General features: G+C 31.9%; 20 protein-coding genes. 8 read left to right on the top strand and 12 right to left on the bottom strand.

Annotated elements, in window-relative coordinates:
* Positions 1 to 209: 209 nt before the first annotated feature.
* The 3 genes from smpB to B6K90_RS21885 form a co-directional block, all read right to left on the bottom strand.
* Complete coding sequence (smpB, locus tag B6K90_RS21875; protein WP_056469927.1) at positions 210 to 677, bottom strand: SsrA-binding protein SmpB; 468 nt, start codon at positions 675 to 677, stop codon at positions 210 to 212.
* A 219-nt stretch (positions 678 to 896) separates the two neighbouring features.
* Positions 897 to 3,335 (bottom strand): ribonuclease R, encoded by a 2,439-nt coding sequence (rnr, locus tag B6K90_RS21880; RefSeq protein ID WP_088014836.1) that lies wholly within the window; start codon positions 3,333 to 3,335, stop codon positions 897 to 899.
* Between the two features lie 67 nt (positions 3,336 to 3,402).
* Positions 3,403 to 4,143 (bottom strand): alpha/beta hydrolase, encoded by a 741-nt coding sequence (locus B6K90_RS21885; protein ID WP_056469924.1) that lies wholly within the window; start codon positions 4,141 to 4,143, stop codon positions 3,403 to 3,405.
* 275 nt (positions 4,144 to 4,418) lie between these two features.
* Between B6K90_RS21885 and B6K90_RS21890 the strand changes: the two genes are divergently transcribed.
* Positions 4,419 to 4,910, top strand: coding sequence for a DinB family protein (locus B6K90_RS21890; RefSeq protein ID WP_088014837.1), 492 nt, complete (start codon positions 4,419 to 4,421; stop codon positions 4,908 to 4,910).
* Between the two features lie 44 nt (positions 4,911 to 4,954).
* Here B6K90_RS21890 and B6K90_RS21895 read toward each other — a convergent pair whose 3' ends face one another.
* The 4 genes from B6K90_RS21895 to B6K90_RS21910 all read right to left on the bottom strand — a co-directional run bounded on the left by B6K90_RS21895 (position 4,955) and on the right by B6K90_RS21910 (position 7,110).
* On the bottom strand, positions 4,955 to 5,470 hold the full coding sequence (locus B6K90_RS21895) for a PepSY domain-containing protein (RefSeq protein WP_088014838.1): 516 nt from the start codon (positions 5,468 to 5,470) through the stop codon (positions 4,955 to 4,957).
* 178 nt (positions 5,471 to 5,648) lie between these two features.
* Entirely contained in the window at positions 5,649 to 5,882 is a 234-nt protein-coding gene (secG, locus tag B6K90_RS21900) for a preprotein translocase subunit SecG (protein ID WP_025569105.1), read from the bottom strand.
* Positions 5,883 to 5,966: 84 nt separating this feature from the next.
* Positions 5,967 to 6,896: an alpha/beta fold hydrolase gene (locus B6K90_RS21905; RefSeq protein WP_088014839.1), complete on the bottom strand. Its 930-nt coding sequence runs from the start codon at positions 6,894 to 6,896 to the stop codon at positions 5,967 to 5,969.
* Complete coding sequence (locus tag B6K90_RS21910; protein WP_088014840.1) at positions 6,889 to 7,110, bottom strand: hypothetical protein; 222 nt, start codon at positions 7,108 to 7,110, stop codon at positions 6,889 to 6,891. The genes B6K90_RS21905 and B6K90_RS21910 overlap by 8 nt, the downstream gene beginning before the upstream one ends.
* A gap of 213 nt (positions 7,111 to 7,323) precedes the next feature.
* Between B6K90_RS21910 and B6K90_RS21915 the strand changes: the two genes are divergently transcribed.
* Positions 7,324 to 7,890 carry a hypothetical protein gene (locus B6K90_RS21915; protein ID WP_088014841.1) on the top strand — a complete coding sequence of 189 codons (567 nt, stop codon included), beginning with the start codon at positions 7,324 to 7,326 and terminating at the stop codon, positions 7,888 to 7,890.
* 120 nt (positions 7,891 to 8,010) lie between these two features.
* Here B6K90_RS21915 and B6K90_RS21920 read toward each other — a convergent pair whose 3' ends face one another.
* The gene (locus tag B6K90_RS21920; RefSeq protein ID WP_088014870.1) at positions 8,011 to 8,220 is read right to left on the bottom strand and encodes a TasA family protein; all 210 of its coding nucleotides are present in this window, start codon (positions 8,218 to 8,220) and stop codon (positions 8,011 to 8,013) included.
* A gap of 15 nt (positions 8,221 to 8,235) precedes the next feature.
* Between B6K90_RS21920 and B6K90_RS21925 the strand changes: the two genes are divergently transcribed.
* From B6K90_RS21925 to B6K90_RS21940, 4 genes are all read left to right on the top strand, one after another.
* A complete protein-coding gene (locus tag B6K90_RS21925; RefSeq protein ID WP_088014842.1) occupies positions 8,236 to 8,421 on the top strand; it encodes a hypothetical protein in 186 nt (61 codons plus the stop codon).
* A gap of 121 nt (positions 8,422 to 8,542) precedes the next feature.
* On the top strand, positions 8,543 to 8,833 hold the full coding sequence (locus tag B6K90_RS21930) for a PepSY domain-containing protein (protein WP_088014843.1): 291 nt from the start codon (positions 8,543 to 8,545) through the stop codon (positions 8,831 to 8,833).
* Positions 8,802 to 8,996, top strand: a complete 195-nt coding sequence (locus B6K90_RS21935) for a hypothetical protein (RefSeq protein ID WP_088014844.1) — start codon at positions 8,802 to 8,804, stop codon at positions 8,994 to 8,996. The genes B6K90_RS21930 and B6K90_RS21935 overlap by 32 nt, the downstream gene beginning before the upstream one ends.
* A 556-nt stretch (positions 8,997 to 9,552) precedes the next feature.
* Entirely contained in the window at positions 9,553 to 10,794 is a 1,242-nt protein-coding gene (locus B6K90_RS21940) for a helix-turn-helix domain-containing protein (RefSeq protein WP_088014845.1), read from the top strand.
* Positions 10,795 to 10,889: 95 nt separating this feature from the next.
* Here B6K90_RS21940 and B6K90_RS21945 read toward each other — a convergent pair whose 3' ends face one another.
* From B6K90_RS21945 to B6K90_RS21955, 3 genes are all read right to left on the bottom strand, one after another.
* A complete protein-coding gene (locus B6K90_RS21945; protein ID WP_088014846.1) occupies positions 10,890 to 13,007 on the bottom strand; it encodes an RNA degradosome polyphosphate kinase in 2,118 nt (705 codons plus the stop codon).
* 186 nt (positions 13,008 to 13,193) lie between these two features.
* Entirely contained in the window at positions 13,194 to 14,735 is a 1,542-nt protein-coding gene (locus B6K90_RS21950; protein WP_088014847.1) for a Ppx/GppA family phosphatase, read from the bottom strand.
* Between the two features lie 193 nt (positions 14,736 to 14,928).
* On the bottom strand, positions 14,929 to 16,179 hold the full coding sequence (locus B6K90_RS21955; protein ID WP_088014848.1) for an MFS transporter: 1,251 nt from the start codon (positions 16,177 to 16,179) through the stop codon (positions 14,929 to 14,931).
* Positions 16,180 to 16,827: 648 nt separating this feature from the next.
* Here B6K90_RS21955 and B6K90_RS21960 point away from each other — a divergent pair.
* The gene (locus B6K90_RS21960; protein ID WP_268875916.1) at positions 16,828 to 17,247 is read left to right on the top strand and encodes a sigma-70 family RNA polymerase sigma factor; all 420 of its coding nucleotides are present in this window, start codon (positions 16,828 to 16,830) and stop codon (positions 17,245 to 17,247) included.
* Between the two features lie 20 nt (positions 17,248 to 17,267).
* Positions 17,268 to 17,492 (top strand): hypothetical protein, encoded by a 225-nt coding sequence (locus tag B6K90_RS21965; protein WP_088014850.1) that lies wholly within the window; start codon positions 17,268 to 17,270, stop codon positions 17,490 to 17,492.
* Between the two features lie 617 nt (positions 17,493 to 18,109).
* Here B6K90_RS21965 and B6K90_RS21975 read toward each other — a convergent pair.
* Entirely contained in the window at positions 18,110 to 18,358 is a 249-nt protein-coding gene (locus tag B6K90_RS21975) for a hypothetical protein (protein ID WP_088014852.1), read from the bottom strand.
* Between the last annotated feature and the right edge of the window lie 103 nt (positions 18,359 to 18,461).

Consider the following 18,461-nt stretch of genomic DNA (forward strand, 5'->3'; position numbering starts at 1 on the left):
AAAATGCTCACATAACTTATTCAGATATGTTCGCTATGAGTGACTTACGAAGCATAAAGCAAAGGCTTCATAATCTATAAAATCTGCACATCGTGCAATTTATGTTGCTGATTAACTTACAAACTTATTATAGCATATCCAACACGAGTTGCAATTAACAATTGTTTCTAAAAGGAAAACAGAATTCCAATACTTCAACAATTATCCAATTAGATTCGCTGACGATCTCTAAATGCACGCTCTACTTCACGTTTTGCTTCTTTTTTCTTTAAATCATCACGTTTATCATATTGCTTCTTACCTTTACCTAATCCGAGTAAAAGCTTAGCATAGCCATTTTTCAAATAAATTTTTAATGGAACTAGAGTATAACCTGTTTCCTTTGTATAACCTATTAGCTTTACAATTTCTCTATTATGTAGCAATAATTTTCTAGTACGTAATGGCTCGTGATTGTAGCGATTGCCTTGTTCATATGGACTAATATGCATATTATGTAGCCATACTTCTCCGCCTTGAACTCGTGCAAAAGAATCCTTTAGGTTAGCTTTTCCAGCACGTAATGATTTTATTTCAGTACCTTGTAATACGATACCTGTTTCATACGTTTCTTCGATAAAGTAATCATGATAAGCTTTTTTATTTTGAGCAATTACTTTCCCTTCACCTTTTGGCATAAATAACACCTCTCTATCTTTACTTATTTTACCATAAATTATGTTTGTATACATAAAGCAGTGGACAAAATTTCAGACTGTTGACAAGCGCTCGCTTTCATCGTTACTTCGCCTGTCTGCGGTGCTCATTACCGTCTAGGGTAACTCTACTCCTCACCAGACTTCGCGCCTCGAAAGACAAACGTTTTCAATCAGTCTGAAAATCAAATCTTTATTTAACTATCGTTTTTTATTACCTTTTGCTACTTTTTCGTAAAAAGGTTTGTTCTTTTTACTCTTACTTTTACTTTTCGTTGGATTAAAACGATCGTCACGTTTATTTCTCGACGATTTACCACTACGTCCACTATCTTTCTCTTCATTTCTAGGTGAACTATCTCCACGTCTTCCTCGAGAACGACCACTACGTGAGCTGTCTCCATTTCGATCTGAAGAACCTCTTCCTCGTCCACCTCGTCCTCTGCCGCCACCAGAGCCACCGCCTAGATTAACCGGTCCTCTACCGCCGCTTCTACGAGGTTTGTTCGATTTCATGCCAACAATTTCAAAATCAATTGCACGTTCCTCTTTATTAACGTTAACTACTCGAACAGATACTTCATCACCGATCCTGAAAATTTTCCCTGTTCTCTCACCAATCATAGCGTACGTACGCTCGTCATAGTTATAGTAGTCATCTGATAAATCAGCAACTCGAACTAATCCTTCAATTGTATTTGGCAGTTCAATAAACATACCGAAATTTGTTACAGAGCTGATAATACCTTCATACTCTTCACCAATTTTATCAAGCATGAACTCTGCTTTTTTCAAATCATCAGTTTCTCTTTCTGCTTCAACTGAGCGACGCTCCATATTAGATGCATGCTCAGCTATTGCAGGTAATTTATCATCCCACTCACGTTTTGTTTCACTATCCATTTTTCCTTCGATTAAATATTTACGAATTAACCGATGAACAATTAAATCCGGATAACGACGAATTGGAGATGTAAAGTGAGTATAATACTCTGCTGCTAAACCGAAATGACCAAGATTGTCGGCCTCATATTTCGCTTGTTTCATTGAACGAAGCATAACTGTTGAAATAACAGTTTCCTCTGGTTGCCCATGAACCATATCTAGAACTTGCTGTAACGCTCTCGGGTGAATTTCATTTCCAGCACCTTTTACTGTATATCCAAATGATGCAATAAATTCAAAGAATCGTTGTAATTTTTCTTCTTTTGGGTCCTCATGTACACGATACATGAACGGTACATTCAGCCAGTGAAAATGTTCAGCAACAGTTTCATTCGCTACAAGCATAAATTCTTCAATTAATTTTTCTGCAGTTGAGCGCTCGCGTATTACGACATCAGTTGGATGACCATCATCATCAACAAGTACCTTTGATTCTTTAAAATCAAAATCAATAGCTCCACGAGTCATGCGTCTATTACGTAAAATTTTCGCTAATTGAGCCATTTCCTCAAACATCGGGACTAACGGTTCATAGCGTTCACGTAATTCAACATCTTGTTCATCTAATATTTTATTTACATCGCTATATGTCATTCTTTCAGTTGTTTTAATGATACTTTCAAAAATTTCATGCTTAACGACTTCACCTTTTTGGTCAATTTCCATTTCACATGAAAGTGTAAATCGATTTACTTTTGGATTTAATGAACAAATTCCATTAGATAAACGATGCGGAATCATCGGTATAACACGGTCAACCAAGTATATACTTGTTCCACGATCATGTGCTTCTTGATCAATCGGTGAGTTATCCGTCACATAGTATGAGACGTCTGCAATATGTACCCCTAACTTGTAATGACCATTTTCAAGCGCTGTTACTGTAACGGCATCATCTAAGTCCTTCGCATCCGCTCCATCTATCGTTACAATTTGCTCGTCGCGTAAGTCACGACGATTACCAATAGCTGATTCATCAATTTCATCTGGTACAGCATTCGCTTGATCCATTACTTCCTTAGGGAATTCTTGAGGTAAATCAAACTTATGAATAACCGATAAAATATCAACACCAGGATCATTTTTATGTCCTAGAATTTGAACTATAATACCCTCTGCATTTTTCCCATTCTCAGGAAACTGTGTAAGTTCTACAACAACCTTATGACCTTCCACTGCGCCTTGAGAATTACTCTTTGTTATAAAAATGTCACTTCCGAATCGCTTATCATCAGGAATAACGAATCCGAAACTTTTCTGAGCTTGGTATGTACCTACCATTTTCGTTTGACCACGTTCAACAATCTTTACAATTGTACCTTCTCTACGTGCATCACTTTTTTCTTTTGTAATACGAGCTAGAACAATGTCTCCATGTAAAGCCCCATTTAAATCTGACGGTGAAATAAATACATCTTCTGCCCCTGCTTCTTCTGGAATGACAAACGCAAAACCTTTAGCATGGCCAGTTAATTTACCTCTTACTAAATTAGATTGATCAGGTAAACTGTATTTATTATTTCGAGAACGTACAATATAACCTTCGTCTTCTAAAATAACGAGCGTTTTTACTACTTCACGAAAGTCAGTTGCATCAGTCAACTCCATAGCCTCTTCAATACCTTGGATATTTAAAGGCTTATAATCATCACTTTTCATTAATTCCAATAACTTTTCTTTCCAATGTTGATTCATACTTTTTCCCTCCTTTTTCTAACTGTTAAAGGGTATTTAGTTTAAGTTTGTCCAGAAAGATTCCATTCTACCATTCCAATTCATTAAGAAATGCTAGCACATCTTCGTGTAACATGTCTTTTTCCTGTCCAAGCGTAATAACATGTGTTGAATTTTCGTACCACTTTAATTTTTTTTGATCAGATTGCACTTCATTATATATAATATTTGCGCTGTCAGTATTAATCATCTCATCTACAGTAGATTGTACGACAAACGTTGGTGCATACACCGTATCCACATTTTCACGTACTTCTTTAATTAAGCCTTGAAGTGCTTTTAATGTATTCATCGGAGTTTTTTTAAACTCTTCCATTTCTACTTCAATTTGTTCAGGTGATTTCCCTTCACGTTTCTTAAACTCTCTTGTATAAGCCAGAACACCTTCGTACATAATTTCTTCACTTTTTATGTACATTGGCGAACACATTGTGACAATACCATTCAAAGGAACAGTATAACCTAGCTTTAATGCAAATACTCCTCCTAAAGACAGACCTACCGCTGCAATTTTTTGATGTCCTTTATCCTTTAGAAATTGATAAGCTTCCATTACATCCTTCCACCAGTCCTCTGGTCCAGTATGAACAAGCTCATCAGGTGGAACACCATGTCCTTTATAATGTGGTGCATGACAAGTATAACCTTGTTTTTCTAAAAAACGGCCAAGCATTCGAACATCCGCTGAATGTCCTGTAAATCCATGTAATAATAAAACTGCTCGATCTCCACCTTCAAAAGTAAATGGCTTCGGCATTGTTACTCTCATATATACTCACTCCAAAACTTTTCTATCCATTTTTCTTTCGTTACTTTTATATTACCTTTAAATGTTTACTTTCATTTAAATTAAAAATCGTCATCTTACTCAATTTTAATTTATCAATAATAAGATTTAACTAATTTTACGTAAAGATTCTTTTATTTTACCTTTCATTGCAAAGATTTACCAATAAACAGTTTTTTTAATTAACTTGTTATGATTTAATAAAAGGTGTGGTAATAATAATGTTGGTCATTTATCCAACAAAAGGAGGATACGTTATGTTTAATAATGTTGAAGAATTTATTACTGAATGGAAAATGGAAGAAGAAAACACAATCAAATTACTGAATGCTATGACTGATGAATCACTTGATCAATCAATTGGTGAAGATTTTAGTTCTTTAGGAGAATTAGCTTGGCATATAACTACAGCAATTAAAGCAATCATTTCACAATCTGGTTTACAATTCGAAGCATCTATGAGCAAGGAAGAAATGCCAGCAACTGCGAAAGAAATTACTGAAAAATATGCAGAAGCTAGTAAAGCAATGATTGAAGCAGCACAAAAAGAATGGAAAGAAAAAGATTTAAAACAAATCATTAACGCTTTTGGATTCCTTGAAATGCCTATTTATGCATTACTACGTATGGCAATTTCACACCAAACGCATCACCGTGGCCAAATGACTGTATTAATGAGACAAGCTGGTCTAGCTATTCCAGGTATGTACGGTCCAAGTAAAGAAGAATGGGCTGCGATGAAAGGTTAATCTACATATTAAAATACAGCCAAACCTGGCTGTATTTTTTTATCCTAATCATTAAGAAAAATATCTTCCTGTTCAAGAGAAGTTATTTTTCCTGATTTAGCATCAATCTCCATTGAATAATTTATATGATCCTTCATCAATTCGACACTGTAATGGAATTGATGATCATCTTTTTCTTTTTCTATTTCGGTAATCGTACCATCATTTACTTGATCTAATGCAATTTCTTTAGCTTGTTTAGGTGTAATGACAAATTCATCTTTATATAATAGATCTAATGCCTTATCATCTAACATATCCCGGTCGTTTACTTCCTTTATGACTTTTGCATTTTTTGCATCAACAATAAGCGTTTTTTTTTGATTTTTTTCAAAAACTTCAACTTCGTAAGTAGATTTTTTCTCTTTTTCTATACTTGTCACTAGTTTATTCGAATCTTTTTCTATTTTGGATACTACTTCTTCTTTTGAGAGGTTTTGAGTAGTTTGATTACTACACCCACTAATTACTACTCCAAAGGTTAATATAAAAAAGCCTAATTTACTGAATATTTTTTTCATCCTTCTCTCCTAATTTGCCTTATATTTTTAATTAGTATTTAACAAATTTTCAATTGTATTACAATTACCGTAGATTGTAGCTTAATCTATAGTATAAAAAAAAAGACACCCAAAATGATGTCTTATTTATTACAATTTTGTTAAAATAAAAAAGCCACCTCTCTAGGCAGCTTGTTTATTACAGTTTAAAATACGTTACAGCAATTGTTAGAATGAAGAATAAAACTGCTACAACAACTGTTATTCGTTGTAAAACTAGTTCAAAACCACGAGCTTTTTGCTTGCCAAACAGTTGCTCAGCACCACCAGATATCGCACCTGATAGGCCGTTACTTTTACTAGATTGAAGTAGAACTAAAACAATCATAAGTACTGAAACAATAATTAAAAGTACAGATAAAAACGTATGCATTTCTTCACCTCCACAGTAAAATACTGTTACTTCCTATTCTACTATGAAGAATACTATACTTCAATATGAGAGTACAACTCTTATTTAATGATTTAAGATCGTTTCTTCTATCCAAGTTTTTACATCTTGATGAACATCATCTTTATTGATTTCATGAAGCATCTCATGGCGACCTTCTTCATATAATTTCAACTTTACATTTGTACATCCAATATCTTTATATAGCCCATAAACCTTCTTTACACCGTCACCATTTTGGCCAACTGGATCTTTATCTCCAGAAAAAATATAAATTGGCAATGTAGTTGGTGTCTTCTTTATTTCCTCTTTACGATGTATGATTCCGATCCCTTTCAACAGTTCACGATAATAACTTGAAGAACAAATAAAACCACAAAATGGGTCTTTAATATATCGATCGATCTCAGTTTCATCTCTTGTTAACCAATCGTATTTTGTTTTAGGAAACTTAAAATGATTATTGAAGTTTCCAAAAGTTAAAAAGTCTAAAATTTTACTTCTCTTATTCGCACCAATCAAAAATGCCTCTGCGCTTGAAATAAAGACCCCTAATTTCCTTAGTATTCCTGGGTCATATCCGGTTCCAGAAATAATTAGCCCATCGTATAGTCCTCCATCTAATTGAACTACTCGTCTGCTCAAATAAGATCCCATACTATGTCCAAATAGAATTAAAGGGATATCTTTTATTTCTTTTCTAATCATCTTACTTATAAAAATGATATCTTTAGCAACTTCATCCCAGCCGATTTCTTCACCAAAAAAACCTAGATCATTTTCAATCGCCGCTGTTTTCCCGTGACCTCTTTGATCATGGATATAGACCGCAAACTGATTATGAACTAAATATTCAATAAATTTCTCATAAGCTCCACCATGCTCTGCCATTCCATGTACAATTTGAATTACAGCAATTGGTTCAGCAGGAATATATTTTCGCAAATAGATTTTTGTTCGATCCTTCGCCGAAATTAATCCTTCCCAATTATTCATTTTTATGCCCCTTCATCTCATATGTTGTAAAAGATACTAATAAGAAAAAACAACTGAAATAGATTATTTCTAATCGTATGTTTTTAAAAGTAAATTCATCACCTAATAATCTCCAAAAAACAACTGCTATTAAAAGAATAACAATACTAAATGGAAGTAAATATGTTTTAATAGTATACCAAAAAAAATCTTTTAAGTATGCGAAAAAGTTCATAATTATCCTCCCAACTAAATACCACTCGTTTCTTTATTTCAATACTAATTCAAATTCTCTTATTCTAAAGGCTAATTTCTAACAATTTATCATCTATTTGGTGAACTTTTTATGTCAAAGTTAAGTTCGTTTTTGAATTTTCCTAGTTTTATTGAAACAAGTTATGCATTGATATTGAAATGAGATAAAAACAGAATGAATGGGGGATTCGAAATGAAAAGAGGCGTACAAACAATTTTAAGCATTACCTTTGCAATTGTCATGCTTGTCTTATTTGTTATTTTTTTCGTGAAGGACGATTCTTATCGATACCCAATCGCATTAGGTGGCTTCGCTTGTGCACTCGTTCCACTCGTATTAGATAAGTTATTTAAAATTCGATTTACATTACCGTTTATTATTTCTTATTTTGCTTTTTTATTAGGTTCCCTCTGTCTTGGTTCAATGCTTAGATTTTATCATTTAGGCTGGTGGGATTCATTTTTACACTTTTTAAGTGGAGCGCTAGTAGCATTTTTAGCAATTGATTTAATGGAAAAATTGACAACCACTCAGGCTAGGAGTGAAATGTCCACCGGATTCATTTTCCTGTTTGTATTTTGTTTTGGTGTATTTTGCGGAGCGATATGGGAAATTTGGGAATTCAGTATGGATCAATTCTTTGGGACCAATACTCAAGGTGGAGGGAATTTTGATACAATGACAGACCTGATTGCTGACACAATCGGAGCATTTCTAATCGCAATTTGGTTTTCAAAAAAGTCGAGAAGGAATAAATAGGCTACACTCAAAAACTTCAGAATTAATTTATTAAATATAAAAAACAAAGAGCATTAAAAGGACCCACAAGTATATCCTTGTAGGTCTTTTTAAATTTCCTATCTCCTTAAACTTTGACTCTTAATTGCTATCTGGGTCAGTATCATCATGGTAAGTTGAACCTTCTGTCTGTGCATTAAATTTCCAATTGACAAGTAGCTTATCACCTTGGAATTCGTTTTGGTTTTCTCCATTATCAATAAACTCAAATAATACAAAGATTTTTTCTTTATCCCCATGGACAATGCCGTCCGGTTTATTATAACCAATGCCAGTATCTATTGCAGTAATATCTGGTTGTTGGTTTTGAAGGCGTTAAGTAAGGAAGACGTTGTAAAAGCATATCTTAATTCAAAAGTAGTAGATCTTATGAAATCGGGATCTGCATGGGAACAATTTAAGATTGTAAGCGAACAAGCTGACAACGAAACTAATACTTATCATGTAAGAACAGTTGAACAGTATAAAGGAATCCCAATCTATGGATCATGACAAACTGTTGCTCTAGACGCAAATAACAATGTATTTGCATCATTTGGTAATGTCACACAAAAGTTAGCTCGTTCAATGATTCCAACAGAAGCAACTATTTCCGAAGAAGATGCTGTTGTAATTGCTAAAGAGGATTGAAGCAGAAATTGGTAAAGTAAATAATTATGACAAAATCGATACGCAAATAACAATTTATCCATATAAAGGGAAGTATTACTTAGCGTATTTAGTTAAGGCTTCTACTTTTGTTCCAGCACCGGGATACTTCCTTTATTTTGTAGATGCTACAAGTGGAGAAATTATTAATAACTTTGATGCTATTAATAATTTAGCAGATCCAGCGTCGCTATCACCAGTAATGGCAAAAGGGCTGGATGCATATGGAAAAAATGCAAACTTTCCCTGTTGGTAAAGACCTTAAAACAGGTACAAGCTATTTAGCATCTTCTGGATTTAAAGAAATGTGCGAAGCCGCTATTCAACCTTCACGTAACTTGTATCCAGATAAAAATGGCGTACCATCAGCTCAAACAAAGGCTATAATGGACGCATACACATCCGTAGGAGTAAATTAAATAATTTAATATTTACTAAAAGACATGAACGAATTCCTTTTCGTCATGGCTATTCATTTTTGTAAATGTTCTCTCCTATCTTCTACAGCAGTTACTTTTTAACTTTCCCTTGCTTTTTTAAATAAGCTTTATCCTACTTTCGATTCATCTAATCACAAATATACTCTACAATTTAACCTCAACTTAGCAATTTAGTTACAAGGAAGATCATTTTCATAAAATACAATTGGGTCATTTCTTTAAAAAAATAACAAAAAAAATGACTTTTGAAATAAAAATCCTTTAATAGACGTTCTAGATTAACCCAATTGTGTTTTGTATTGTAATTCGAAATAATTAGAATATGATTAACAAAAAAACAAATAGATGAACGTCAATTACAAGTAGCCCTGTAATTGATGATTGATGTAAACAATCTTTAATAATAGGCTCGTATACAAGACAGTTTAAGCGAAGCAAGTTTTTTACTTACCTTCCTTTTAACGTAATTGTTATATCTAAAAAAAACGAACTAAAGATGTAACAAAAATTACTTAGGTAACAAGGAGCGTGTTAAATGTTAGAGGGAGAAATTATCAAATTTTACCGGCAAAAAGCTGGTCTTACGCAGGAACAATTAGGAAAAGGTATTTGCACTATCTCTTACGTTAGTAAAATCGAGCGAGGCCAAACATCCTGTTCTGCGGAGATTATTGAATTATTATCAGAACGCTTGCAAATAGATATAAAAGAGGAAATCGGCCGCCTTGAGAATATGGAAAATCACCTTCATCGTTGGCATAAGGCGATTATTATGAGAAAGATGAAAGAAATAGAGGAAACCTATAACAATCTGGAAAAAATCCCGACGATTGTTTTTTCTAAATACGCTGTCTTATATAAGCTACTGCAGGCAAGGTACTTTGTCCTAAAGGAAGATTTTGAAAAAACATTTACCATTTTACAGCATGTCCAAAAAGAATATCCGACTTTTAGTCCTTTCGAAAAAAACTTATTGTATCATGTATGGGGCATTTATTATATATGCAATTGCATTACCTCAAAAAACGAAAATCATCAAAAAGCTATTAAAATCTTGCGTAAAATCAATAAAGATGAGTATGGCAATCTAGAATATCATTATGACTTAGCACTAGCATATCACTTTATCGATTCTAAAATAATGGCTTATGCTTGTGCAGAAAAAGCGCTTCGATACTTCAGAGAAACGAATAACTCTACGATGGCAATCGCAACGGAGTCTATGATGCTTCTGCAGATTGGCAGCGATATGCATTTAGATTTAGAAGAATTGGCGGAATCTTATCAGAATCTAATTTATCATAGTGAATTACTAAATGCACATGATCGAAAAGGAATGCTCTTAAACAATTTAGGCTTTGAATATTTTAAAAGAAAAGATTATGTTAATGCACATAAATACTATAAAGAAGCACTTTGTCTGACGAATAAGTCTTCTGTCACATATATGAATCGCCTCTATAATTGTGTGGAAAGTAGTTTAGAAGGAAAGCTACAACGAAAAAACGTGATTCTTAAAAAAGCTCAAGAAGGGATTCTACTATCAAAAAAGTTCAAAAATCGCTTTTATCAAATAGTATATAAGCTGCTGATCTTCCGAATAGAGAATAATATTGAACAGTATTATAACTTCATAGAAAAAGATGCCTTACCCTATTTCCAGTTAAATGAGCATACTCTTTTTATAAATAAATATGCTAAAGAATTATATGATTATTATGTAGAAAAGGAACATCATGAGAAAGTAGCCCAAATTTCAAAAATCCTTATAAAATAGTAAATTAGCAAAACAATGCGATTAGATAATAAACAACTCATTAAAGCCAACGTAAAAGAGAAGGTAGGCACCTTCTCATTTTTGTTAAATGTTAACTATTCTTCATCATCCCATACATTATATGCCAAATTAAACAATTCAGTTTGACTATTATATTTTTCTGTTCCTATACTTTTTATATAATGATACACACCATTTTCATCTTGCTCACGTGCTTTAGCAGTATCGAATAGCATCATAAGAAGAATATTCATAATTCGCTTTTTTAACTCCTCAGCGAATATAGGAAAAAAGATCTCAACTCGTTTTTCCATATTACGTGTCATTAAATCAGCAGATGATAAAAATATTTTCTGCTCTCCATTATGATAAAAATAATATATTCGACTATGCTCTAAAAATCGACCAACGATACTTATGACACGAATATTCTCGCTGACACCTTTAATTTGAGGACGCAAGCAACAAGTTCCGCGAACAATTAAGTCAATCTTTACCCCAGCTTTAGATGCTTCATATAGCTTCATGATAATTTGCTTATCAGTTAAAGAATTCATTTTGGCAATTATTCTTCCATTTCCATACTGTTTATGAAAAGCAATTTCCTCATCAATCATTCGAATAAAATCGTGACGAATACTATATGGAGCAACAGATAAATGCCTAAAATCTGGTTTTTCCGTAAAACCACTTAAGAAGTTAAAAAAATTTGTTGCATCTACTCCAATTTGTCGATTAGCAGTCATTAGACCCATATCTGTATAAATCTTTGCAGTAGCATCGTTATAATTCCCAGTTCCTAAATGGACAAAACGTTCAATTTTTCCATTTTTTTTACGAACAACAAGTGTAATTTTACTATGAGTTTTTAAATGCGTCATTCCATATATAACGTGACACCCTTCTTTTTCTAGCTCCTTTGCCCAATGAACATTATTTTCTTCATCAAAACGAGCTTTTAATTCAACAAGTACAGTTACTTGTTTACCATTTTCTGCAGCGCGTTTTAGTGCCTCGATTATAGGAGAATCGCCACTTACTCGATACAAGGTTTGTTTAATTGCTAAAACGTCAGGATCAATTGCTGCATCCAATACAAAATCTAATACAGGCTCAAATGATTCATATGGATGATGGAGCAGTATATCTTGCTCCATTAGTTTCTCAAATATATTCTCATCAGAGGCAAGGTCTTGTGGTGGCTGAGGTATTAATGTTTCATACACTAAACTCTCTTTATAGTGCTCTAGCTCCTTATAAAAACTGAATAAAAATGTTAAATCTAACGGTCCATCTAACTCATATATATCCTTGCCATGTACATCTAGCTCTTCTAATAGATAGTTTAATATGTATTTGCTCGCACCAGGTGGTCCAATTTCAAGTCGGACTGCAGAACCCCATTTTCGTTTTTTTAACTCTTTTTCTATTTCACGAAGCAAATCTCTCGCGCCTTCTTCATGAATCGTCAAGTCAGCATTTCTAGTAATTCGAAACTGAGCTACCTCACGTACTATATAGCCACGAAATAAAAGATGTATATAAGCAGTAATGGCATCTTCCAATAAAATATAACAATGCTTTTCATCAAGTGTAGGTATTGATATAAACCTTTTTAATACAGAAGGAACTTGTACAATAGCAAATTTATTACGTTTATCCTCTTCTTCTTGTACATCTTCTAAATTAACCGCCAAATTTAAACTTTTATTTAAAAGGACTGGAAATGGTCTATAAGCATCAATTGCCATAGGTGTTAAAACGGGAAGTATTTGTTCTTCAAAATATTTTTCTAAATAATTTTTTTGTCGATCACTTAGTTCATGATATTTTACCAAATGAACATTCTCTTGTTTTAACTTTGGTATTAATGTTTCTCGGAATGTCTTATACTGCAGGTTTACAAGTTCATGACCAACAGTTGATATTTGTGAAAGTTGCTGTTTTGGCGTTAAACCAGCCTTATTTTCTGGCTTATTGAATCCAGCTTTCACCTGATCCTTTAAACCAGCTACACGTACCATAAAAAACTCATCTAAATTCGAACTAAATATCGCCAAAAATTTTAAACGCTCAAGTAGAGGATTATGTTCATCCAAAGCTTCTTCTAAAACTCTTTCATTAAAAGCAAGCCAGCTTAATTCTCGATTATTATAATATTGTGGTTCTGCTAATTCTATCTTTCTACCACTATACTCTTTAGTCGCTATCATCATTTACACCCTTTTTGAGCATTTACTAGAAATACTAACTCTTTATTTTTTTTATTATATCTACCACCTAATCCTACAATAATAAAATTTATCTATTATTAACTCTGTGTTAATAAATTGTAAAGATATGAAAAAAATGTTAATTCCTGACAACCTACAATTAAAATTAAAAAAAGCACAATCTGATTACTCAGATTTGTGCGTTTCGAAATTAATATGAATTGTTTTATTAAATATCTTTTCTAATTGCTTTTTATGTTTTTCCGCTTCTATTTCTTCAACAGTCGAATCCTCTATACATTTAAATTGGACTATAATATCTTCACCACTTACTTTAAATTCAATATTTTTCACCGCTTCTCTCTTTGACGCATTTAGACTATTAACAAACTTTAAAAGAATTCCTAAAAAGCGTATCTTCTTAAGTTCGTCTGAAGTAAACCATTCAAGAAACGGCTTAATAAATTGTTTAAAACTATTTTTATTTTTATATGAAGCTATTAAAGCTATTTTAATACGATTTTTGTGACCCAATCCTTCAATCGTACGATTAGCTAATAAATAAAAAGTATGCTGACTACTTGAATCTTCGTCTATGTATTTTCCAATATTAAAGACCCGCGCTGCTAAATTCAAATCTAAACTATCTTCAGGCATTATTTGATTTAGTTTATATAAATTAATTTGTTCTACTAGCTGATTTATTAGAATTTTCATATGATTTACGTGATTTAAATTGATTTCATAATCTTTCTCTAAATCACTAAAACTTTTATCTACTATATTTGGAAGTAGTATTTCACCTTTTAATACAAGCTCTTCCATAAAGAACCCGTCTCTTAAGCCTTTACTACTTAATAAAAAGCCCTTCGCATGAACGATTGAATAAATTTCTTTAAAGGCTTCAATTGCGGGAAGAATGATATCGGCTCGATCTTTTGATAGACCCTCAATTCTTAGAATCTGATCATACGATAATCCAGAAAGATGTTTTTTTATAAAATCAATTTCTTCATAATTCATCTCATATTGGTGAATACCTAAAATTGGATAATTAACTAAGCTTTGGTGAATTTGTGCTACATTTCTAGCACTTCCTCCTAACGCGATAATTGGAACTTGCTTTTCTACTAGCCAATCTAGAGATCTAAATTGTTTTTGTAAAAATTGAGTAAGTTCTTTCATTTCTTCATCAGTTGGAATATTACTCGATATAAAATCCTGTTTTAAAGATAAAACGCCAAATGGAAAACTATGAAAATGGATCATTTCACGATTCTTAAAATACGTTACCTCTGTACTACCTCCACCGATATCAATTGTAACTCCCTCTTGTATTGGCATAGAGTTTACAACAGCAAGAAATCCATAAAACGCTTCTTCATAACCGGATAAAACTTGTAATGTAAAATCAGTTTTTTCGGCAACTAATTGTATAATCTCCTCTTGATTACCAGCTTGTCTAATAGTCGCAGTCGCTACACATTTAACCTCAATAATTTTATGGTAACGAGTAATATCTTGAAACATAAGAAGGGTCTTAAGTAAAACATCCTTTCCTTCATTATTCAAAATTTCTTTATCATTTAAATATTTACGTAAACGTGCTACCGATTTTATATTCTCAACTTCTTTAATGCGACCGTTTTTACTTTGTTCATATATGACAAGTCTCATTGTATTTGAACCTATATCAATGATGCCGTATTTCTCCCTCAAACTTCTCATCCTTTTTGTCCATTTATAAATAATATCCCTATTATATCAACATATAGGGACTAAACTCATCTTTCCATTTTAATTCCTACTTTGGACCCAAATTATAATGGCATTCGAAGAGGCCATAATTACATAAAATCAGCTGAAAATAAATAAAACCTGACTATTTTTAAGAAAATAATCAGGTTTTATTTACACAACTTTATGATTTTGCTTCGATTACAGTATTTTTCACAATTTTAAACATTGGCACCATAATGATGATTCCAACAACGAACAATAATGCTGAAACTTGATAAATAGAGATTAAAGAAAAATGTTCCTTTAAAACTCCAGCTAAGCTCATCGTAATGACCATAGCCCCCATAAATAAGGGTGTTAATATACCATTTACTCTACCTACAAACTTTTCATCAGTATTTTTTAAAATAATTGTATTAATACCAATATGCAATGCGGGCATAAATAATCCAATAAAGAATTCGGCAACAAGCGTTAGCCAGAACATCTCAGACCAACCTATTACAAATATTCCAACCGCATTGACCGCCATACCGATTAATAATAAAACATGCGGTGCCAACTTATTAGATATTACCATTATTAGGCCACCACCTATAATCATAGCGGCTCCATTTGCAGCAAATATCCATTGTAAATATTCTTTATCTAATCCTAGTCGTTCAGTTACTAAAAAAATAGCTAGTGGATGAATAAGACCTATTCCTAATCCTGCTGCTGCAAATACTCCACCTAAATAGACGAGAATTTTTCGAGACCAAACATATTGGAATCCTAACTTCATCTCTTCCAATAATGATGTTGTATGTTCTGCTTTCTCTTCTTCTTGATCTTTAGGTAACCTTGTTAATACTAAAGCTGACATAAGAAAAGCAATACCTACAATTCCCATCGAAACATGCATTCCAGCTTGTTGAAATACGAATGTACCTAATACAGGACCTAAAATCATAAAAACTGCCATCATCGTTTGAAATATAGACATACCTGCTTGCATTTGCTCACCTGGTACATGAACTTTAAATAATTTCATATTGGAAGGCTGAGAAAACTGGGACAAGATTGCTGAAACAAGTGTAGCAAAAAATATAAACTTCCAAGTTCCATATAATAGAGCAAGCAGTATGACAAATATAGAAACCGCACTTAAAAGATCACACCAAATCATCGTACGCTTCGGTTTCCAACGATCGGCAAAAGTACCACCGATAAAAGAAAAAATAAAAATTGGCGCAAATTCAGCAACTGAAATCAGTGATACTGCTGTTGCGTCACCATTTGTCTTTTCCACAACAAATAATAATATTGCAAAATTACGAATCCAAATACCAACTTGAATAAACAAACCTGCCGAAAGAATCGTCTGGATAAAAGGATTTTTTAACAAAGAAGCCATTGAAGGATTAGAAGCTGTTGGAGTAGTTGTAGACATTTTTTCCCCTCTCTTATTTTTAATCTACTTTTATTTCTAATAATATCTCTTCATACAAGAACTAGTGTTCTTTAGAACATATATTCTTATTTTAACATTAAATTCCTTTAATAATCAATCCCAATTATTCAATCTAATAGATTTCACAGAAACAATATATCTAACTCATTACAATTGACTATTAATTGTTACAATTATATTATTACCCATTTTAAGAAAAAACTATCAACTACCATCCTACCTATCTCTTTTTTCAACACTCTTATAATTTTATAAATTTATTTCACCTTTAGCTTTTATCTCCTAGACTTACTTTATCTTTCACACTTATTTCGACCAATTAATAAACAATTTAAAAATTAATTTAAACAAGGAATTATTTACTTATTCAGCATTATTTTGATAGATTTGTGAACGCTTTTTATAAAGGTTTAAATCTTAATAGTACTGACCACTTATATTATTAAACTTATTACTAATAAAGGAGGTTATATTTTTTATGGATAACAATAGAAAAAAAGTATTTCAGTATTTGGAGGGTATAGAGGTAAAAAAAGATTCATAGTTGAAAAATTCCTCGAAGAACTAAATAACTTTCTTTTATTCGAATCATATCTAGAACATCCTAATATAGAAAAACAAAGAATTATAGACTCTTCTTTTAAAAAGTTTTTATTTGAATTTAGAAAGAGAAGTTATTTTAAAAGTCTAATGCGATACAAATCCATTGATTTCGATAAGCGTATAAATAAATTTAATAACAGGAATATTTTATCAATAGACAAACCTGTAAAACTGGATGTAATAAGTTTGACGAAAAACAAAATTATCATTAATGAACATCCAAATATCTATAGTGGGTCAGATTCTTTTGAACAATTAGAGAATGAAGTCTTAAGAAATGCAATAAAGACATTAACACCAAAGCAGCAACAAATTATTAAATTAATATATTTTCAACATTTAACACAAACTGAAACTGCTAGTATGACAAACTCTTCTCCCCAAAATATCAATAAAATACATAAAAAAGCTATTGAACATATTAAATCTAAATTTAATTTATAAATGTTTGGAGTTGTACTTCTATGCCCAGTGATGAGGATTTTCAAACTTTATTAGACGATCTCAAATTTTATATTAATAGTCATGTTAGAAAAGTAACTCCTGTAAATCAAGAAGATCTAGCACAAGAAATCAAAATATTAATGTACGAGAAATTTTTAAATATCAATGATATTATCTCTGAACCACCAGGTTTCTTTGAATTTATAGAGCAAAAATCTAAGAATGTAAAACAATATAAAGGATAATAAGATGTCTGAAATATACCAGATATAAACAATTATGGATTTCCAATAGCTGAATCTAATTTCTATCACAAAATATAGAACAATTAAAGGAAATAAAAAACAACAAAAACTAAGGAGTTAAATAAAATGAAAAATATAAGGCCTTCTGAGTTTAAACTTTATTCAAAAAGTTTAAACCAGTATATTTTAGTTATAACGATATTCAAAACTTATATCACGTTTATATAAAACAACCTTACAATTCTAGAGATATAGTAGAAGATATTGAATATTTTGGGGAAGAAAGAATTTTACAGATATTATCTCAAACACTCGGAGCAAAACTTAACTTTACAATGTTTCAAGAAATAAAGTTATTTAATATAGAGGGTATAACATCAATTTTTTACCATACCCTAAAAGAAATGAATATATATGAGATTTTAAATTTGTTAAAGAAAAAAGGAAAATTAAAATATGTTTTGTACGTTTATACTATTGATTTAAAAAATAGTAATAAGACTGAATTTGAACAAACCATTCAAATAGCATACATCTGGTAAGGAGGTATTCCTACTAAAGATTTTTGATCCTTATTTCATGAATAAGGTTTTTTGTTTGAACCCTTAATAACATACCTAATTTAAAACATACTCAATTATATCTACAACGTCATTATGCGTATTTCCTGCTATTGCACAGATAGCTGCTGCAAAAAATACTCCTATTATCGTTACTACCGTACCTGCACCACCAAGACTTATAGCAGCTACAATATCTTTATAGCCTCCCGAATTTTTTCGAATAAATTCATCATTTAATTGTTTGTATGTCTTATCAACATGACTTAAGTTTTCAACAAAAAAAGTTTCTCCAGGAACTGGCATTTGAATCTCTCCTTATAATATAATTTTTTAAAACAAAACAACAAAACCGGTTTTTGTGTTTGTATATATAAGTGAAAGTTTCAAAGAATTTTTTAACTTATGT

Source organism: Gottfriedia acidiceleris (genome assembly GCF_002128425.1).
Classification (GTDB): Bacteria; Bacillota; Bacilli; order Bacillales; family Bacillaceae_G; genus Gottfriedia; species Gottfriedia acidiceleris.